The sequence below is a fragment of the Massilia puerhi genome, from assembly GCF_009861485.1.
The window spans coordinates 434,846-453,863 of sequence record NZ_WOFW01000001.1 but is presented as its reverse complement, the minus strand read 5'-3'; the positions used below and the strand labels follow the sequence as shown (position 1 = coordinate 453,863).

Sequence of the window (19,018 nt, the reverse complement as noted above, 5' to 3'; positions counted from 1 at the left end):
ATGTCCATTGAACTGCTGACGCCCTACGAAAAGGGCAACCTGAACCAGACCACCACCTGGGCCGAGTGCATCGCCTGGTACGAAGCGCTCGCCGCCAGCTACCCGCATGTGCTGCGCTTCGAGAAGATCGGCGTATCGGATGCCGGCGTGCCGATCCACGCGGGCGTGGTCAGCAGCGACGGCGTGTTCGAGGTCGAGGCGATCAAGCGCGCCGGCCGTCCGGTCTTCTTCAACAACAACGGCATCCACCCGGGCGAACCGGAAGGCGTCGATGGCTGCATGGCGATCGTGCGCGATTTCTGCCTGCAGCCCGAGAAACTGGCTGCGCTGGGCCAGACCGTGTTCCTGTTCGTCCCGCTGTACAACGTCGACGGCAGCTTCAACCGTGCCGACACCTCGCGCGTGAACCAGGACGGGCCGGAGCAGTTCGGTTTTCGCGGCAACAGCCGTCACCTCGACCTGAACCGCGACTTCGTCAAGTGCGACACCCTGACCGCGCGCGTGTTCAACGGGCTGTTTACGCAATGGGATCCGGACGTGATGGTCGACACCCACACCTCCAACGGCGCCGACTACAGCTATACGATGACGCTGATCCACACCCAGGCCGACAAGCTGGGCGGCGCCCTGGGCGAATTCCTGCGCGCCGAGATGCTGCCCGCGCTGTACGCCGGCATGGACGCGCGCGGCTGGCTGACCTGCCCGTATGTCAATCCGGTGCAGGACAGTCCGGACCACGGCATCGCCGAATTCCTCGAGACGGCGCGCTTCTCGACCGGCTACGCGGCCCTGCACCACACCATCGGCTTCATGCCCGAGACGCATATGCTCAAGCCGTTCAAGGACCGTTATGCGTCGATGGTGGCGCTGGTCGAGGTGGCGCTCGAGTTCACCGTCAAGAACGGTGACCGGATCCAGGCGCTGCGCCGCGCGGCGCGCGCGGCGGGCCGCACGCAGGCTGAGTGGCCGGTGCGCTGGAAGATGGACGAGGCCAATCCTTCCAGCTTCCGCTTCAAGGGCTATGAGGCCAAGTACAAGAAAAGCGTCATCGGTGACTACACCCGCCTGTACTACGACCGCAGCAGCCCGTGGGAGCGCGATATCGCCTATTACAACAGCTTCCCGGTCGAGGTCGCGGTGCCGGCGCCACAAGCCTACGTGGTTCCGCAGCAGTGGCGCGAAGCGGTCGAGCGGCTGGAATTGAACGGCGTGCGCATGGAGCGGGTCGAGGCGGATCGGGTTCAGGAAGTAGTGTATTACCACGTCGATTCGGTGACCTCGCGCCCGAGCGCCTATGAAGGCCATATGTTCCATGACGATGTGGTCCTGGATCGCCGCATCGGACAGGTCCTGCTGCGCGCCGGCGACTACATCGTGCCGCTGGACCAGGACCGGGCGCGCTACGCGGTCGAGATGCTCGAGCCGCTGGGCCACGACAGCTTCTTCCGCTGGGGCTTCTTCAACAGCGTGCTGGAGAAGAAGGAGCATTATTCGGATTATGTGTTCGAGGACGAGGCCGAGAAACTGCTGGCTGACGAACCCGAACTGGCCGCGAAGTTTGCGGAGTGGAAGGGTGCGAATCCTGAGCTACTGAGTAATCAGGAAGCGGTGCTGGACTTCATTTACGCCCACTGCGCGCGCTATCGCGAGCCGGAGTGGAACCGTTATCCGGTGTTCATGATCGCACGTTGAACCAGGTGCATCCGTAGGGCGGACGGGTCCCCCCGTCCACGCGTTCAACTAAACCCGATCAACCGTCAAATTCAAGCAACGTCGAACGCGTGGACGGCAAGCCGTCCACCCTACAGTCCTACTTCGACGCCGCGATCCAGCGATCGACCTTCGCCTCCAGCACCGCCAGCGGCAAGGTGCCTTCATCGAGCACCACCTCGTGGAATTTCGGCAGGCTGAACTTGTCGCCCAGCGCCGCCTGCGCACGCTGGCGCAGTTCCATGATCTTGAGCGAGCCGATCTTGTAGGCCAGCGCCTGGCCCGGCATCACCATATAGCGCTCGATCTGGGCGCGCGCTTCCTGTTCCGAATAACCCAGCGTATCGCGGAAGTAGGTGATGCCCTGCTCGCGGCTCCAGCCCTTGCTGTGCATCCCGGTGTCGACCACCAGGCGCGCGGCGCGCAGCATTTCGTCGTTCAGGTGGCCGAAGTAATCCTCGGGCTGCTCGAACAGTCCCATCTCCTTGCCCAGGGTCTCGGCATACAGCGCCCAGCCCTCGGTGAAGGCGGTATTGCCGCCGAACTTGCGGAAGTTCGGCAAGCCCAGTTCCTGCAGCAGCGCGATGTGGAAGTGGTGGCCCGGCTGGCCTTCATGCAGGTACAGCGTGACCATGCCGGTGCGGCCGTACTTGGTCGGATCGTTCACCACCGACCAGAACACGCCCGGACGCGAACCGTCCGCCGCCGGCGCCGAATAGTGGTCCGATGCGGTCGCGCGCGTCAGTTCCGGCTCCAGGCGCACTTCCAGCGGCGCCTTCGGCATCAGGGTGAACAGGGCCGGCAGCTTGGTGCGCACCTGCGCGTCGAGCTTCTGGAACACCTCGATCACCTGCTGGTCCGAGGTAAACGGCTTGTACTTCGGCTGCTCCGACACCCATGTCGGCAGGCCGGCGGCCGGGCCGGTATACCCCATCTTGGGGCCGATCTTGCCGTATTCGCCCTGGATGCGCGCCACTTCCTTCAGGCCGATCGCGTGGATCTGCTCGGGCGTCATGTCGGTGGTCGTCATCGCCGCCACGCGCGCCTTGTACCACTCGGCGCCGTTCGGCAGGGCGTTCCAGCCAGCCGTGCTGCGGGTCTTGGGCAGGTAGTCCTTCTCGACATAATCGGCCAGGCGGGTCAAGGCCGGATTGAGCTTGCCGCCGATCGTCTTGCCATACGCGTCGGTCAGGCTGCGCTTGTCGGCGCTCGAAAAGCCGGCCGGCAGCTTCCTGATCGGCGAGTAGAAGATGCTGTCGTCCGCCTTGGCCGCCACCAGCTGCTTCAGTTGCGGCAGCAGCGACTGCATCGGCTCGCGCGGATGGACGATGCCGCGTTTCACACCCTCGCGCATGTTCGCGATCGCCTGGTCGATGTACGCCACCATCTGGTCCAGGCGGCTCAGGTAGTTGCGGTAGTCCTGGGGCGTCGCGAACGGCTGCGCGCCTTCGCCGCCGGCGTAGTTGGCGATGAAGGTCGGCATGCTGAACATCTGGTCCAGCGGCAGCAGGTGCTCGGGGAAGGCGCCCAGGCGCAGCGCGGTCTCGAGCTCGAACTTGACGATGTCGTAGCTGGCCTGCTCGTGCGCATTGAGGCGCTCGCGCGGGATCGTGGCCAGGCGTTTCAGGTAGCCGCGGTACAGCGCAAACTGCGCTTCACGCTTCTTCGGCGCGATCGACAGCCCGAGCTGGTCGAAGAAGCGGCCGTCGCCGCTCTCGGTCGCCCACACCGGCTCGAAGCGCGCGTAGGCATCGTAGTACTCGTCGACCAGCTTGTTGATCGCCTTGCCCGCTTCGGTCGTGGCGACCTTCTGGGTGGCGGCGGCGGGTGCCGGTGCGGCGGCGGCAGGCGCGCATGCGAGCAGGGCGGCTGTGGCCAGCGCGCCGAGCTTGAAGATCTCTCTCATCGTTTTTATCCTTGTGAAGGTCAGTAGCTGGCCAGCGGCGTCAACGCGCCGTTCTTGAAGGTGTACACCGTTACCGCCGTCTTCTTGAGGTTGCCCTTGGCGTCGTAGCCATAGGTGCCCACCACGCCCTGGTAGTCGAGCGCGTGCATCGCGGCGCCGACCAGTTTGGCGTCGACCGACTTGGCCTGCTGAATCGCCCGGGCGATGAACCTGGTCTGGTCGTAGAACGACGGCGCGTAGACGTCCGGATCGCGGCCGAAGCGTTTCTTGTAGCTGGCCAGGAAGGCCGGGCCGCCCGGCTGCTTGGCGACGATGGCGCCGGCCTGGGCGCAGCGCACGTTCTCGCCGACCGCTGCGCCGCCCAGCTTGGCCATCTCGGGGCTGCACAGGGTGTCGCCGCCCAGCAGCGGCACGTTCAGGCCCAGCTGCTTCATCTGGCGCGCCATCGGGGCGCCTTGCGGGGCGTAGCCGCCGAAGAAAATGGCGTCGACCTTCTTGGCGCGCAGCGAGGTCAGGATGGCGGCGAAATCGCTCGCCTTGTCGTTGGTGAATTCATGGCCCGCGACCTTGATGCCGGCCTGCTGCGCCTGGCGCTTGAACTCCATCGCGATGCCCTGGCCAAACGCGGTGCGGTCGTCGATCACGCCGACGTTCCTGACCTTCAGTTCCTTGGCCGCATAGCCGGCGACCGACGCGCCTACCTGGGTGTCGCTGGCCACGATGCGAAACACCGTCGGGTAGCCGGCGGCGGTGATCTTGGGATTGGTGCCGACGGTCGACATCAGGATGCCGTTGTCGTTGTAGACGCGCGAGGCCGGAATCGCCACGCCCGAGTTGTACGGGCCGAGCACGAACTTGACGCCGGCGTCGGCGAACTTCTGGGCCACGCTCACGCCCTGTTTCGGGTCGCCGCCGTCATCCTCGGATTGCAGCACGAAGCGCAGCACATTGGCGCCGACCTGGATCTTCTGCGCGTTCAGTTCCTCGATGGCCAGGCGCACACCGTTTTCATTGTCCTTGCCGGCAAAAGCGTTGGAACCCGACAGCGGGCCGCTCACGCCGATCTTCACGATTTGTTCCGCGGCCTGTGCCTGCACGCCGATCGACGCCATCAGCGCCACCAGCGCCAGCGGCGCCATCTTTATTTTCGATCGCATTCCCTTGGTCTCCGTTGATGTCAACGGCCGCCATCATCGCACGATCGCACGCCGGGCGAAAGCGCCAGGCGTCCGCGTAAACACGCTCAGGCCGGCACGCCGTGCGAGATCAGTTCGAGCGGCAGGGCGGTGGTCGACTTGATCTGTTCCATCGAGAAGGCCGACGACACGCCGGTCAGGCGCGCGGTCTTGATCAGTTTTTTATAGAAGCGGTCGTAGCCGGCGATGTCGGTCGTGACGACCTTGAGCAGGTAGTCGATATCGCCGCTCATGCGGTGAAATTCCAGTACTTCGGGCAGGGCGATCACGGCCGAGGCGAAGCGCGACAGCCATTTTTCGTCGTGCTCGGTGGTCTTGACACTGACGAACACGGTGACCGGCAGGCCGACCTTCTGGCGGTTGACGATGCTGACCCGGCTTTCGATATAACCGTCTTCTTCGAGGCGTTTCACGCGTTTCCAGCAGGGCGTGCTGGACAGGCCGACCTTTTCGCTCAAGCCCGAGATGGAAAGGGTGGCATCCGCCTGCAGGGCGGCAAGGATCGCACAATCAAACTTGTCGAGTGAGTTCATATTCCGCAAAGCTGGTTTATAAGAATAATTATTCTATTAACAGCCCACAAATCGAGAAATTTGGGACGTTCCAATCGATATAACTCCGTACCATATTACTGGACAATAAGGTGTTGTGCGACACCTTTTTTTATGTTTTTAACAGCTAATCGATGACCACTGAAATCTACCTCGACGCCAACGCGACTTCACCGGTGCTGCCTGCCGCCGCGGCCGCCGCCATGGCGGCCATGCAGGATTGCTTCGGCAATCCGAGCAGCAGCCATGCGAGCGGACTGCGCGCCCGCGCGCTGCGCGAGGGCGTGCGTGCCTGCGCCCGGCGGGTGCTGGGCGCGCCGGCGGGAAGGCTGATGTTCAACAGCGGCGCCACCGAAGGCATCCAGACCGCGGTGCTGTCGGCGCTGTGCGCGGTACGCGAGCGGCGTGCGCGCGGCGAGGCATGCGGCGACGTGGCGCTGGTCGGCGCCACCGAGCACAAGGCGGTGTCCGAAAGCCTGGCGCACTGGAACCGCTTGCTGGGCCTGGGGCTCGAACTGCGCGTGCTACCGGTCGATCGCGACGGCCGCCACCGGCTCGAGGTGCTGGGCGCGCTGGCGCCGCGCCTGGCGTTTGTCGCCACCATGGCCGCCAACAACGAGACCGGCGTCGTGTCCGACCTCGAAGGCATCGCCGCCGTGCTGGCGCAGACGGCCAGCCCGGCGCTGTGGATGGTCGATTGCGTGCAGGCGCTCGGCAAGCTGCCCCTCGCGCTGGGCGCGAGCCGTATCGACTACGCGCCTTTCTCGGGCCACAAGCTGCATGCGCCGAAGGGCATCGGCATGCTGTATGTGCGCGCCGGCGCGCCGTTCACGCCGCTCATGTGCGGCGGCGGACAAGAAGACGGGCAGCGCTCCGGCACCGAGAACATGGCCGGCATCGCGGCGCTGGGCGCGGTGCTCGCGGCCCTGGAGCGCGGCGACACCTTCCTTGGCACGGACGCGCTGCACGCCTGCCGCGCGCGCCTGGTGGACGCCTTGAGCCGCGCTTTCCCGGGCATCGTGTTCAATGCGCCGCTGGCGCACACGCTGCCCACCACGCTCAACTTCGCGGTTCCCGAGGTGTCCAGCGCCGAACTGCTCGACCTGTTCGACGCGGCCGGCATGCGCGTCAGCGCCGGCTCGGCCTGCGCCGCATCCAGGGCCGCGCCCAGCTATGTGCTCGACGCGATGGGCGTTCCGGCCTGGCAAAGCGCGTCCGCGGTACGCCTCTCTATCGGGCCGTTGCTGGACGATGCCGCGCTCGACCTGGCGTACGAGCGGATCGCGCGCTGCGGCGCCGCGCTGGCGCTGCCGGCGTCGCCCGGCGCAACTGGATCGGCGCCGGGCGACGCCGCGCACAATGCCGACCTCGAACTCGACGCGGCCTCGGCGCGCGGCTGGCTGGCCGCCCACCCCGACGCCATCGTGGTCGACGTGCGCGACGCGCGTGAGCACAGCGTCGCCGGCAGGGTGGAGGTGCACGGCCGCGCCGCGCTCAACGTGCCGCTGGCGCGCGTGGCCGAACATGCCGCCGCCTGGCTGGGCGCCGATGCGCGCCCGCTGCTGTTCGTGTGCCGCAGCGGCGCGCGCAGCGCCCGCGCCGCGCTTGCCCTGCGCGCGCTGGGCCATCCACGCGCCTGCTCGCTGGCCGGCGGCTTCGCGCTCGCCTGATTGACGCTCGACCGCCTGCCGGCCCGGCGGGCGGTGTGTGTACGCCAGCGCACGGTAATTTTCCGGTTCTTTCCCTAGCATGGGATCAGTCGTGCGCGCCCAGCATTTGCCTGGGTCCTTGCCCTGATCCGCCCTGGGCACCCCGTCCTCCGGCGGTCCGCCGCGCACGCCTGTGTCCCGAGGTCCCCGCTTGAAAGTTGAGAACGACAAGATGCCCGCCGGGCATGCCCTGGCGCCGCTGCTGGCTAGCGACGCGCAGCGCATCGCCAGCGCCTGCGAGGCGCTCGACCGCGCCGCGCGCGCAGGCATCGAACTGCCGCCCGCCGGCGCGCGCCTGCTCGAGGGCCATCACCTGCACGGCGCCCAGCTGCGGCTGGCGCGTGCCCAAGCGCGCGACATCGGCGCCGGGCGCGCCTGGGACCTGGTACGCGAGGCGGTCAAGCGCGGCGACGGCCAGGTCGACACCGATGCACTGGCGCGCCTGGTCGGCGCCAGCCAGGAAGGCGCGCCGTGGCGCGTCGCGGAACTCGATGCGCTGCCGGCGCTGCTGCGCCTTGCGCTGCTCGACTGGCTGGCCGACCTGGCCGTGCGCGCGGCGCGGGTCTGCGCCGGCCGCGAACGGGCCGCCGCCTGGGCCGCGCGCTTCCTCGACACCGCCGAGGCCCGTCCCGGCGACCTGGTGCTGCTGTTCGCCGACATGGCGCGCGCCGAGGATCCTGACGACGGCGCTTTCGTGACCGAACTGGTGCGCCGCCTGCAAGGCCGTGGCGCGCCGCTGGCCCAGGTGGCGGACTGGATCGACGCGCGCCTGGCGGACCGCGAAGGCAGCAGCGCCCAGCTGGCGCAGGACGAACGCGGCGCCCAGGCCCAGGATGCCGTTGCGGCCGGCAATGCCCTGGCCAGCCTGCGCGCCCTGGGCGGCGTCGACTGGCGCGCCTTCGCCGAACGCCTGGGCGTGGTCGATGCGCTGCTGCGGGACGACCCGGACGGCGGTTATGCGCGCATGGACGGCGCCACGCGCGACCGCTACCGGCACACGGTCGCACGCCTGGCGCGCACGGTTGGCGCGAGCGAGACCGCGGTGGCGCAAGAGGCGATCGCGCTGGCCGGCATTCATCGCGCGCCGGGCGAGGGCGGTCTTGATACGCGCATGCGCCACGTCGGCCACTACCTGGCCGGCCCCGGCCTGGCGGCGCTCGAAGCCAGGCTGCGCGGCGGACGCACCGCATGGAAGCCGGCGCAGGCCGGCCTGGGCGTGAACGCCACGGCGGCCGCCACGGCGGTCCTGGTCCTGTTGTTCACCGGCGCCGGCCTGGTCCACGCGTGGCAGGGTGGCGCCGGGCCCTTGCTGCTGGTCCTGATGGGCATCCTGGCGCTGCCGGTCGGCGCCGGGCTGGCGCGCGCGCTGGTGCGGATGGCCAGGAGCTGGCTTGCCCGAGCGCAGGCCACGCCGCGCATGGATGTCGCGGCCGGCATCCCGGCCGATGCGCAGACCGTGGTGGCCGTGTCCGCGCTGGCCGACGACGCCGCGCGGGTCGCGGCCCTGTGCGAAGACCTCGAAGTGCGCTACCTTGGCAACCGCGATCCAGGCTTGCGCTTTTGCCTGTTGCTCGACCTGCCCGATGCGCCAGAACAGACAATGCCGCCCGACGCAGCGCTACTGGAACAGGCGCAAGGCGCGATCGAAGCGCTCAACCGCAAGCATGGCGACCGATTCATGCTGCTGGTGCGTGCCCGCAGCTGGAGCGAGGACCAGCAGGCCTGGATCGGCCGCGAGCGGCGGCGCGGCCAGCTGACCGACCTGAATGCCTGGCTGTGCGGGGCGCGCGAGCGCTTCCTGCTGGCGGCCGGCAACCTCGGGGCGGGCGCTGAAATGCGCTACGTGATCGCGCTCGACGCCGACACCGGCTTGCCGCGCGACGCCGCGCGCAGCCTGGTGGCGGCCATGGCGCACCCGCTCCACCTGCCGCTGCAGGACGACGCCGGCCAGGTCAGGGAAGGGCATGCCATGCTGCTGCCGGAAATCGCCACCGCCATGCCGGAGCGCGGCGCCATGCGCTACCAGCGCCTGTGGCGCGACGGCTGCCATGGTTGGGCGGCGATCTACGATGTCGACGCCTGGCGCCGCGCGCTGGGCCTGGAGCTGCACGACGAAGGGCGGGCCGAGCCCGGCGTGGTCGAGGAAGACCGCCTGCGCGCCGCCGGCATCGCCGACCTGCGCCTGGATGCCGCGCACCCGGGCAGCCATGGCGAACAGGTGCTGCGCCGCCACCGCGCGCTGCGCGCCGCCTGGCAAGAGGCGCGCCGGCTGCAGCCCGGCGCGGCCGGCTTGCGCGCACCCCGGCTGCGCTGGCGCCTGTTCGACACCCTGGCCGGGAGCCTGGCCGCACCGGGCGCGCTGGCGCTGCTGGTGCTGTGCTGGAGCCTGCTGGCCGCGCCGGTGTTCTGGACCGTGGCCATCCTGGCCCCGCTCTGGCTGCCGCCGCTGCTGCAGATGCTGGTGGCGCTGGCCAGCCGTCCGTTCGACGCGCCGCTGCGCCAGCACCTCGATGGCTGGGCCAGGCAGGCGCGTGGCTGCCTGGTGCGCGCCGTGCTGGCGCTGGCCTTTTTCCCGCACACGGCCTGGGCCGACGCCGATGCGATGGTGCGCGGCCTGTGGCGGCGCGATGTCAGCCGCCGCAAGTTGCTCGAACAGCGCCCGCCCGCGCTGGCGCGCACCGGCAGCGCGATGGAGAACAACTGGCGCGCCATGTGGTTCGCGCCGCTGCTGGCGGTCGGGGTGGCGGTGCTGCTGACCTTCGCCAACCCGTACGCCCTGTTCGCGACCGCGCCCCTGCTGCTGGTGTGGTTCCTGTCGCCGGTGCTGGCGTGGTGGACCAGCCAGCCGTCGCGCCGCGGCATGCGCCTGGCCAAGGGACAGACCCGCTTCCTGCGCACCCTGGCGCGCCGCAGCTGGGCTTTCTTCGAGCAGCATGGCGCCGGCGCGCACGGCCTGGCGCCGCACGCCGTGTTCGGGCATGCCGAACCGGCCATTGACGATCGGGTGTCGCCAGCCGGCATCGGCCTGGGCCTGCTGGCGACGCTCGGCGCGCGCGACTTCGGCTACCTGCCGCTGGGCGGCCTGCTCGAGCGCGGTGAAGCAGCCCTGGGGGCGACGGCGCTGCTGGAGCGCTGGCAGGGCCATGTGCTGGCCTGGTACGACGGCGCTACGCTTGCCCCTATCGAGCCGGCCCATGTCGACACCGCGGCCAGCGGCGCCCTGGTGCTGGCCCTGCGCACCTTTGCCGCCGGCCTGGATGAATTGCCAGACCGGCCGATCCTCGACGCCGCCGCGCTGGACGGCCTGCGCGCCACGCTGTGGGTGGTGCGCGACCATGCGCCGCCCGACCTGCTGCCGGCGCTGACGGCGATGGAAGAGTCGCTGGCGCCGGGCCGCAGCCGCGCCACCGATACCCTGCCGGGCCTGGCCGACTGCCTGCGCGGCATGGCGGCGCGGGCCGTCGAGCTGGACGCCGCGCTGGCGCCGGATGCGGATCCCGCGCTGCGCGCCTGGAGCGCGCGCCTGGCGCGGCAGTGCGAGGCGCAACTGCACGATTTGCAGGCACTGGCGCCGTGGACCCGCGCGCTGCAGGAATACGTGCTCGACGCCGGCCTGACCCGCATCCCCAGCTTGCGCGAGCTGGCCGAGATCGCGCCGCCACCTGGCAACGGCGGCCTGGCCGCGCTGGTCGAGCAAGGCCGCGCCTGTGCGCGCGAGCGCCTGGCCCGGATCGCGGCCCTGGCCACCCAGGCGCGCGAATTGGCGCGCGCCGATTTCGGTGCACTGGCCGATCCCGCCAGCGGCCAGCTGGCCGCCGGCTGCCATGTGCGCGACGGGCGCCTGGATGACGACGTCTGCGACCTGCTGGCGTCCGAGGCGTGCATGGCCAGCTTCGCGGCCGTGGCCCAGGACCAGCTGCCGCAACGGCACTGGTGGTCGCTCGGCCGGCCCTTGCGCATGACGGGCGCCGGGGCGCTGCTGCTGTCGCGCGCCGGGGCGCTGGCCGATGTGCTGGCGCCGCGCCTCCTGATGCCGGCATGGCGCGACACCTTGCTCGACGATGCCGGACGCGCGCTGGTGCGGCTGCAGGCGGCCCACGCCAGGGGCCGCAACATGCTGTGGGGCTATACCGAATCGGGCTGCAACGCGGTCGACGCGGCGGCGCGCTACCGCGTCGAGCGCTTCGGCCTGCCGGCCGCCGCCCTGAGCCCCCGTCCTGAAGACGATCTGGTCGCCGCGCCCCATGGCGCCGCGCTGGCGCTGGCCGTGGCGCCGGCGCTGGCGGCGGCCAACCTGCGCCGCATGGCGGACCAGGGCCTGCTGGGCGACACCGGTTTCCATGAAGCGCTCGACTATGCGCCGGCCCGCCTGCCGCAGGGCGAACGCCAGGCGGTGGTGCGGGCCCAGGTGGCGCCGCACCAGGCCGCGACCCTGCTGGCGCTGGCGCGCCACCTGCTGGGCGAGCCGATGCAGCGCCGTTTCGCGCGCGACCCTGAACTACGCGCCGCGTTCGGCCTGCTGCAGGAAGCCGCGCCGGCATCCGGCGCCGAGCCGCCACTGCGCTACCGCGCCGGCGCGGCGCCGGACAGCGGCGCAGCGACCCATCCGTATTCGCGCGTGCTGGCGCCGGACGCCTCGCCGCTGCCCGAAGTCCAGCTGCTGTCGAATGGCCGCTACCACCTGGTGCTGGACAATGCCGGCGCCGCCGTCAGCCGCTGGGAAGACGCGCTGCTGACGCGCACCGGTCCGGGCGAAGTCGGCCTGGCCTGTCATGTGCGCGACACCGCCAGCGGCGCCGCCTGGGCCAATGTGCTGCTGCCTGGCGCCGCGCGGCCGGCGGAATGCGAGGCGGTGCTGGCCGAAGGGCGAGCCAGCCTGCGCCGGGTCGACCACGGCATCGAGCTGCGCACCGATGCGGTGGTGGCGCCGGGCGACGACGTCGAGCTGCGCCGCATCCGCATCGTCAACCGCACGCCTGAAGCGCGCACCCTGGAGCTGACCAGCTGCGTGGCGCTGGCCGGACCGGCGCTGCAGGAAGGGGGCCGCAGCGGCATCCGGATCGAGTTCGACGCTCCGGCCGACAGCCTGCTGTGCGTGACCGCGCCCAGCGCGCCGGTGGTGGTGCACCGCATGACGGTGCGCGCCGTGGCCGGGCAGCCGAGCGCCGAGACCAGCCGTGCGCGCTTCATCGGGCGCGGCCACGAGCCGCAACTGCCGCGCGCGGTGAGCGTGGGCGGCGCGCTGCCGGGGCCGGACCCGGAACCGGATGAAGCGCTGCTGGCCCTGCGCCGCACCGTGACCGTCGGGCCGCAGCAGGAAATCACGGTCGATCTGCTGCTGGGCGCGGCGTCCGGCCGCGCGCTGGCGCGCGAACTGGCGGCGCGCTACGGCGCCGCCCATGTGGTCGACCACGCGATCGAGGCCGCCTGGACCCGGGCCCAGGCCGACCTGCGGCGCAGCGACGTCAGGCAGGCCGATGCCCAGCTGGTCAACCGCCTGGCCGGCTGCCTGTTGCAGCCGGTGCCGGCATTGCGCGCCGATCCGGCCGTGATCGCGCGCAATGCGCGCGCGCGCGCCGACCTGCAGGCCTATGGCGTCACGGGCGATTTGCCGTTGCTGCTGCTCCAGCTGGGCGAAGGCCCGGGCACCGGCCTGGCGCGCCAGCTGCTGCAGGCGCACGGCTATTGGCGCAGCCACGGCCTGGCGGTCGACCTGCTGGTCTTGTGCGACAGCCGCGCGCTGCGCGAGGCCCTGATGCACCTGGCCGTGCCGCTGGTCGATCCGGCCAGCTTCGACGGGCCGGGCGGCCTGCACCTGCACCTGAAAGAAGACGTGCCGCGCGAAGACCGCATCCTGCTGCGTTCCGCCGCCAGCGTGCTGCTGTCGGGCGAGCGCGGCGACCTGGCCGACCAGCTGCGCCGCGCCGGGCGCACGATGGGCGCCATGGCGCCGTCGTTCGCCGCCAGCGGACCGGCGCCGGCCTGGACCGCCGAGCCGCTGGCCACGGCGGCGACCGAGCGGCATGAGGTCGTGGTCCGCAGCAGCCCGGACCTGGCGGCGCCCGCCACGCCGTGGATCAACCTGCTGGCCAACGACGGCTTCGGCAGCATCGTCTCGGAGCGCGGCCATGCCGTCAGCTGGAGCGGCGATCGCGCGACGCGCCTGACCAGCGGCGGCGAGGACGACGTCGCGCCGCAGGAGGGCGAAGCGTTCTACCTGCGCGACGAAGACAGCGGCGTCGTGTGGTCGCCGACGCCGTGGCCGGCGCCATCGCCGGCGCCGTACGAGACGCGCCATGGCATCGGCTACAGCGTGTTCGAACACCGCGCCCACGGCATCCATTCCGAATTGCGCTGCTTCGTGGCCCAGGATGCGCCGCTCAAGTACAGTGTGCTGCGCCTACGCAATGACAGCCCCGCGCCGCGCCGCCTCAGCGCCACCGGCTACGTGGCCTGGCTGCTCGATGAGCGCCACGCCGCGCCTGGCCTGCAGGTGGTGACCGAACGCGACCTGGCCAGTGGCGCCCTGTTCGCGCGCAACGCCTTCGGCGCCGGCCTGCAGGACCGGATCGCGTTCTTCCACGTCGACGCCGAGCAGGTCGCCGTGACCTGCGACCGCCAGGAATTCATCGGCCGCCACGGCGCCATCGCGCGCCCGGCGGCATTGGGAAGCAGCAGGCTGTCGGGGGCCTTCGGTGCGGGCTACGAGCCGTGCGCGGTATTGCAGGTGGACCTGACCCTGGAACCGGGCGCCGGGTGCGAACTGGTGTTCGTGCTGGGCGTGGCCGGTCCCGGCAGCCTGGACGCCAGCGCCGCGGTCCAGCGCCATGGCGGATCGCGCGCCGCCGCCGCCGCGTGGCAGCACCTGCGCGGCTGGTGGGACCATACGTTGGGCGCCGTCGGCGTGCACACGCCCGAGCCCGCGCTCGACGCGCGGATCAATGGCTGGCTGCCGTACCAGGCGATCGGCGCCATGATGGGCGAACCCGACCCGGCCACGCGCCTGCAGTCGGCCCTGGTGTGCGCGCACGCGCGGCCCGAGCTGCTGCGCGCCGCCTTGCTGCGCGCCGCGCCCGCGTTCACGGCCGGGTCCGCGGTCGAGGATTTCCTGTGGCTGCCGTATGCGCTGGCGCGCTACCTGGCCGCGACGAGCGACCATGGCGTGCTCGATACGCCGCTGTCGGAGCGCGACGACCTGTACGAATACTGCGTGCATGGCCTGCGCGGCTGCCTGCGCTTCGGGCCGCGCGGCCTGCCGCCGGCGGCGGCGCGCCTGCATGAAGAGGGCGTGCCGGGCCGGGTCGAGAGCATCAGCCTGGGCTTCTTCATGGCCACCGTGCTGCAGCGCTTCGCCGAGGTGTCCGATCATCGGGCCGACTTCGGTTTCGCCACCACCTGCCGCGGCGCCGCGCTGGCGCTGCGCGCGCAGTGCGAGGAACACGGCTGGGATGGCGCCTGGTATCGCTGGACCTGGCTCGACAGCAGCAATGCGCTCGGCGCGATCGCCAACCCGGCCTGCCGCGTCGAGCTCTCGACCCAGTGCTGGGCCTTGAAGGCCGGGGCGGAGCAGGGCCCGCAGGCGCTGCGCGCGGCCGTCGCGCGCCTGGCGGGCAACGGCGACCTGGCGCGCTGCGATCCGCCGGTGGACGGCGTGTGGAGCGAGCGCGTCACGTCGAGCCCCGGCCAGGACCACCGTGCCACGGCCTGGGCCGCGGCCGGCTTCGCGCGGCTGGGCGATGCGGGTCGCGCATGGCAACTGGCGCGCATGCTCGATCCGTCGCACGCACCCGAAGCCCCGCCTTACCTGATGAGCGATGGCATGCGCACGATCGCGCCGCATGCCGGCCGCGCCATCGGCGGCTGCCACGGCGCAGCGGCGGCGTGGACCTGGCTGCTGTTCGTCGAAGCGCTGCTGGGCCTGCAGCGCCACGGCGCCGCGCTGCGCCTGCAACCGCGCCTGGCGCCGGGCTGGGAGGGCTTTAGCCTGCGCTATCGCTACCACAGCGCGGTCTACGAGATCACAGTGCGCGCCACCAGCGGGCCAGAGCGCATGCTGCTTGACGGCCAGCCGTGCCCGGACTGGACGCTGGCACTGTGCGACGACCGGCGTGACCACAAGGTAGAATTGCAGGTTGCCGGCACGCCGGCAACGCTCCCGGCGCCCGAAGCTTAGGATCACATCATGAACATCGTCACCCGCGCCTTCGGCTGCGGCATCTGCCTGCTGACGGCCAGCCCGGCCCTGGCGCTCGACTGGAGCGATACCGCCATCAGCTGGCGCCATGGCAGCCGCTTCGCCGAGCCCTTCAACGCCGAGCACATCGACAAGCACGTGCTGGCGCTGACCCACGCCAGCGGCTACAAGTACGGCAGCAATTATTTCAACCTCGACTGGCTCAAGTCGGACCGCAACGATCCGCGCTCGCTCGGCGGCAGTTCCGGCGCCGACGAAGCCTATCTGCTGTACCGCCACACGCTCGACATCGGCGCGCTGAGCGGGCGTGAGCTACGGTTCGGCAAGGTCAAGGGTGTCGGCCTGACCGCCGGCTTCGACGTCAATACCAAGCGCGACGTCGGCTACAACTCGCGCAAGCGCATGCTGGTGCTCGGCCCGACCCTGATGTGGGACGTGCCGGGTTTTCTCAGCACCAGCATCCTCCTGATCCGCGAAAGCAATGCGCCGGGCGGCGCCTTCGCCCCGATCTCCGAGGTGCGCGGGCGCTACAAGTACGACAACCACCCGATGCTCAACCTGAGCTGGGGCATCCCGCTGGGCGAGCGCTGGGCTTTCGAAGGCTATGCCAACTTCATCGCCGCCAAGGGGCTCGACGAAACCGGCAATCCGACCAGCGCGGAAACGAATATCGACATGCAGCTGATGTACGATATCGGCGCATATTACGGCCAGAAGAAGAACCGATTCCGCGTCGGCGTCGAATACCAGTTCTGGAACAACAAGTTCGGCAATTCGCGCGTCACCACCGGCGGGCGCGGGCAGCGCGCCAGCACCCCGATGATCCGCGCCGAATACCACTTCTGAGACGGTGATGCCGCATCAGGCCAAAAAGCCGATCGCCGCCTGCCGGCCGCGCTTGAGCGCGCATTCCTGCTCGAGCGCCGTCACCAGCGGCGCGCAGGCGGTAAAGAGCGCGAAGCGGTGGCGCCGCGCCAGCGCCGCGAAGTCGCCCGGGGTCAGCTGCGCCAGGCTGCGCACGCGCGCCTGCGCGTGCACGTCGGGCGGGGCCAGGCCGAGGGTCGCGCACTGGCGTTCCAGCATCAGCATTGCCTGCTCGGGACGCAGGTAGCCGAAGCGCAGCTTGAGGTCGAAGCGGCGCAGCGCGGCCGGGTCGATGTCGTCGATCAGGTTGGTCGAGGCGATGAACACGCCGCCGAAGGCTTCCATCCGGGTCAGCATCTCGTTGACGCGCGTGACTTCCCACGAGGCGCGGGCGCCGTCGCGGTCGCGCAGGAAGCTGTCGACTTCGTCGATCATCAACAGCGCGCCTTCGCGTTCGGCCTGGCGGAAGGCCAGGGCGATCGCCTTTTCGCTCTCGCCGACATACTTCGACATCAGCTCCGAGGCGCTGCGCAGCATCAGCGGCATCTCGAGCCGCTCGGCCAGCCAGCGGCCGAAGGCGCTCTTGCCGGTGCCCGGCGGGCCGTACAGGCACAGCCGGCCCGAGCGCGCATGCTGCAGGCCGGGCAGCAGCGCCGCCAGGTCGGTGTCGGCGTTCAGGATGGCCGGATCGTAGTCGGGCGGCAGGCGCGCGGCGCCGCCCGCATCGAGCCCGGCGTGGCCCTGGGCTTCGAGCGTGCGCCCGGCCAGCCAGGCGACGGCGCGCGCGGCGCCGCGTCCGTCGAATTGATCGCGGATGGTGCGCACCACCGAGGCCACGCGGTCGACCACGGCCGGGGCCAGGGTCTCGACCTGCGCCATGCGCGCCAGGGTCGGCGCGTCGACCAGGTCGCCGCAGGCGGCCTGCAGGATGCGCTCGCGCTGGCTGCGCGGCGGCACCTGGACTTCGACCAGCATGTCGAAGCGGCGCAGGAAGGCCGGGTCGATGCCCTCGATCGAGTTCGACAGCCACAGGGTCGGCACCCGGTTCTGTTCCAGCGTGCGGTTGATCCAGGCCTTGCGGCGCTGGGCGGTGCTGCGCTGGCCGAACATGCCGTCGTCGGCGAACACGTCCTCGACCTCGTCGAACAGCAGCAGCGCGCGGCGGCGGTCGAAGAAGCTCTGGGCGGCGCGGTAGGCGCGCAGCCGGCGTTCGCCGCCGACCGGGTCGCCATCCTCGTCTTCGCTGGCCACCTCGAACAGCTCACAGCCCAGTTGCGCCGCCAGCGCCCGCGCCAGCTCGCTTTTTCCGGTGCCCGGCGCGCCGTACACGAACACGTTCACGCCCTGGCGCGGCGTATCGCTGCCGCTCACGCTGCGCTCCAGGTAGGGGCGCAGGATCGCCAGTTCCTGTGCCAGGTGCGGGAAGTCGCCGAGCGTCAGGCGCGCCGCGGCGCTGGGGGCGACCGTGTCGCGCAGCAGCGAGATCGGATCGGCGTCGAGGCCGACCACCGAATCGGCGAAGCGGTTCGACAGCAGGTCGAGCTTGCTGCGCAGCGAGCCGCTGATCGAGCGGTCGATATTGAGCAGGCCCGAACGCGCCAGCACGCCGCCGGCGCCCAGGGCCTCGCGCACCGTGTCCGGCTCCAGGTCGAGCAGGACGGCCAGCACATCGACGATTTTGGGCGAGGACAGGTTGCCCAGCGTTTCGGCGGCATCGTCGAGGATGCGCTCGTGGTGCAGCATGGTGGCCAATTCGAGGATGCGGCATTCGACGTCGGACATCCCGACCAGGGCCGCCAGGCGGGCCACGTTGGCGTGCAGGACCGCGGGCACATCGCACTCGGCGGCGTGTTCTGCCTCGCGGTGCAGTTCGCGCAGCCGCTTCTTGACCAGCTTGGTGTCGAACTCGCGCTCGTCGTCGTCGATCCAGTCGCCCAGCCCCAGCGCGCGCGCCAGGTGATCGTTGGAGAAGCACATCGGACCGATCAGGTCGCGGTGGCCGCCGAGCGGCACCATGATGCGCAAGACCCAGAGGCGGCAGGCCTGGGCGAGTTCTTGGGGGGCGGGGCGGGAACGGCGGCGGCGTACGGTCAAATTGACTCTCCTGAACATGGAATGACGTCATTGTGCAATGGTGCTGCGACGGAATGTGTCGCAATAGTGGAGGGGCGGCGTGCTTACTTGACGCGCACGAGCCGCGGCGCGGCGCCCAGCGCCAGGATGGCGTCGCCGGCATCGGCCAGGCCGCGCCGCAGCGCCATCTCGGCATAGCGGCGGCGGAATTCGGCCTGCCACTGTGCGACCCCGGCGCCGTCGCCCACCATGGCGTCGCGCAGGCCGGCCAGGCGGCCGACCACGAAGGCGCCCAGCCAGTCGCGGCGGCTGGCCACCTGCATCGCGGGTCCGTTGCCGGCCACCGCGTCGTGCACCGATCCGGGCCACGGCGCGCGGCTGGCGCTGACCTGGTCGTCGAGCGCGCCGAGCGCCAGACGCAGGTCGAAGTCGCGGCTGTCGACGCAGGCCAGCAGCGCCGCCAGCTTCAGGTGCGGCGACAGCGTCGAGCGGCCGATGAAGGCCAGCAGCGCATCGTGGTGGCGCGCCGGGTCCTGGTGCGGCAGGCTGGCGGCCTCCTCGAGCAGGGGGCGCCAGCGGCGGCGGATGGCGTCCAGGCCGCGGCACTGTTCGAGCGGCAGATACCAGCGCAGGTCGGTCATTGCATCCTTGTTGGGCAGTGGAAGACGGCATACAGCATAGGAGGCGGGGACGACAGGATGTGTCGCAGCGCGCCCGGCCATGCATGCGACATGGACTGTCGCGTGCGCGTGTCACCCTGCTTCGCCGGCCGGATATTAATTTCCTGCCGGTAAGTTATTTGCTACCATCACATC

The 19,018-nt window shown here is 70.5% G+C and carries 9 protein-coding genes; 4 read left to right on the top strand and 5 right to left on the bottom strand.

From position 1 onward, the window contains the following. Nucleotides 1-1,692, top strand: coding sequence for a M14 family zinc carboxypeptidase (locus GNT67_RS01965; protein WP_159628068.1), 1,692 nt, complete (start codon nt 1-3; stop codon nt 1,690-1,692). 118 nt (nt 1,693-1,810) lie between these two features. On the opposite strand, the gene GNT67_RS01960 is transcribed toward GNT67_RS01965, so the two are convergent. The 3 genes from GNT67_RS01960 to GNT67_RS01950 all read right to left on the bottom strand — a co-directional run bounded on the left by GNT67_RS01960 (nt 1,811) and on the right by GNT67_RS01950 (nt 5,345). Continuing rightward, nucleotides 1,811-3,616, bottom strand: coding sequence for a DUF885 domain-containing protein (locus GNT67_RS01960; RefSeq protein ID WP_159628066.1), 1,806 nt, complete (start codon nt 3,614-3,616; stop codon nt 1,811-1,813). 20 nt (nt 3,617-3,636) lie between these two features. Next, nucleotides 3,637-4,773 carry a branched-chain amino acid ABC transporter substrate-binding protein gene (locus GNT67_RS01955; protein ID WP_159628063.1) on the bottom strand — a complete coding sequence of 379 codons (1,137 nt, stop codon included), beginning with the start codon at nt 4,771-4,773 and terminating at the stop codon, nt 3,637-3,639. An 86-nt stretch (nt 4,774-4,859) separates the two neighbouring features. Continuing rightward, nucleotides 4,860-5,345 carry an Lrp/AsnC family transcriptional regulator gene (locus tag GNT67_RS01950; protein ID WP_159628061.1) on the bottom strand — a complete coding sequence of 162 codons (486 nt, stop codon included), beginning with the start codon at nt 5,343-5,345 and terminating at the stop codon, nt 4,860-4,862. A gap of 152 nt (nt 5,346-5,497) precedes the next feature. Between GNT67_RS01950 and GNT67_RS01945 the strand changes: the two genes are divergently transcribed. The 3 genes from GNT67_RS01945 to GNT67_RS01935 all read left to right on the top strand — a co-directional run bounded on the left by GNT67_RS01945 (nt 5,498) and on the right by GNT67_RS01935 (nt 16,112). Beyond that, on the top strand, nt 5,498-7,033 hold the full coding sequence (locus tag GNT67_RS01945; RefSeq protein WP_159628059.1) for an aminotransferase class V-fold PLP-dependent enzyme: 1,536 nt from the start codon (nt 5,498-5,500) through the stop codon (nt 7,031-7,033). 190 nt (nt 7,034-7,223) lie between these two features. Beyond that, nucleotides 7,224-15,245, top strand: coding sequence for a GH36-type glycosyl hydrolase domain-containing protein (locus GNT67_RS01940; RefSeq protein ID WP_159628057.1), 8,022 nt, complete (start codon nt 7,224-7,226; stop codon nt 15,243-15,245). 9 nt (nt 15,246-15,254) lie between these two features. Beyond that, the gene (locus GNT67_RS01935) at nt 15,255-16,112 is read left to right on the top strand and encodes an outer envelope protein (protein ID WP_159628055.1); all 858 of its coding nucleotides are present in this window, start codon (nt 15,255-15,257) and stop codon (nt 16,110-16,112) included. A 15-nt stretch (nt 16,113-16,127) separates the two neighbouring features. Here the strand turns inward: GNT67_RS01935 and GNT67_RS01930 are convergent, their stop codons facing one another. Both GNT67_RS01930 and GNT67_RS01925 read right to left on the bottom strand, forming a co-directional pair. Then, nucleotides 16,128-18,224, bottom strand: coding sequence for an AAA family ATPase (locus tag GNT67_RS01930; RefSeq protein WP_159628053.1), 2,097 nt, complete (start codon nt 18,222-18,224; stop codon nt 16,128-16,130). 83 nt (nt 18,225-18,307) lie between these two features. Further along, on the bottom strand, nt 18,308-18,844 hold the full coding sequence (locus GNT67_RS01925) for a hypothetical protein (protein ID WP_159628051.1): 537 nt from the start codon (nt 18,842-18,844) through the stop codon (nt 18,308-18,310). Nucleotides 18,845-19,018: the final 174 nt, after the last annotated feature.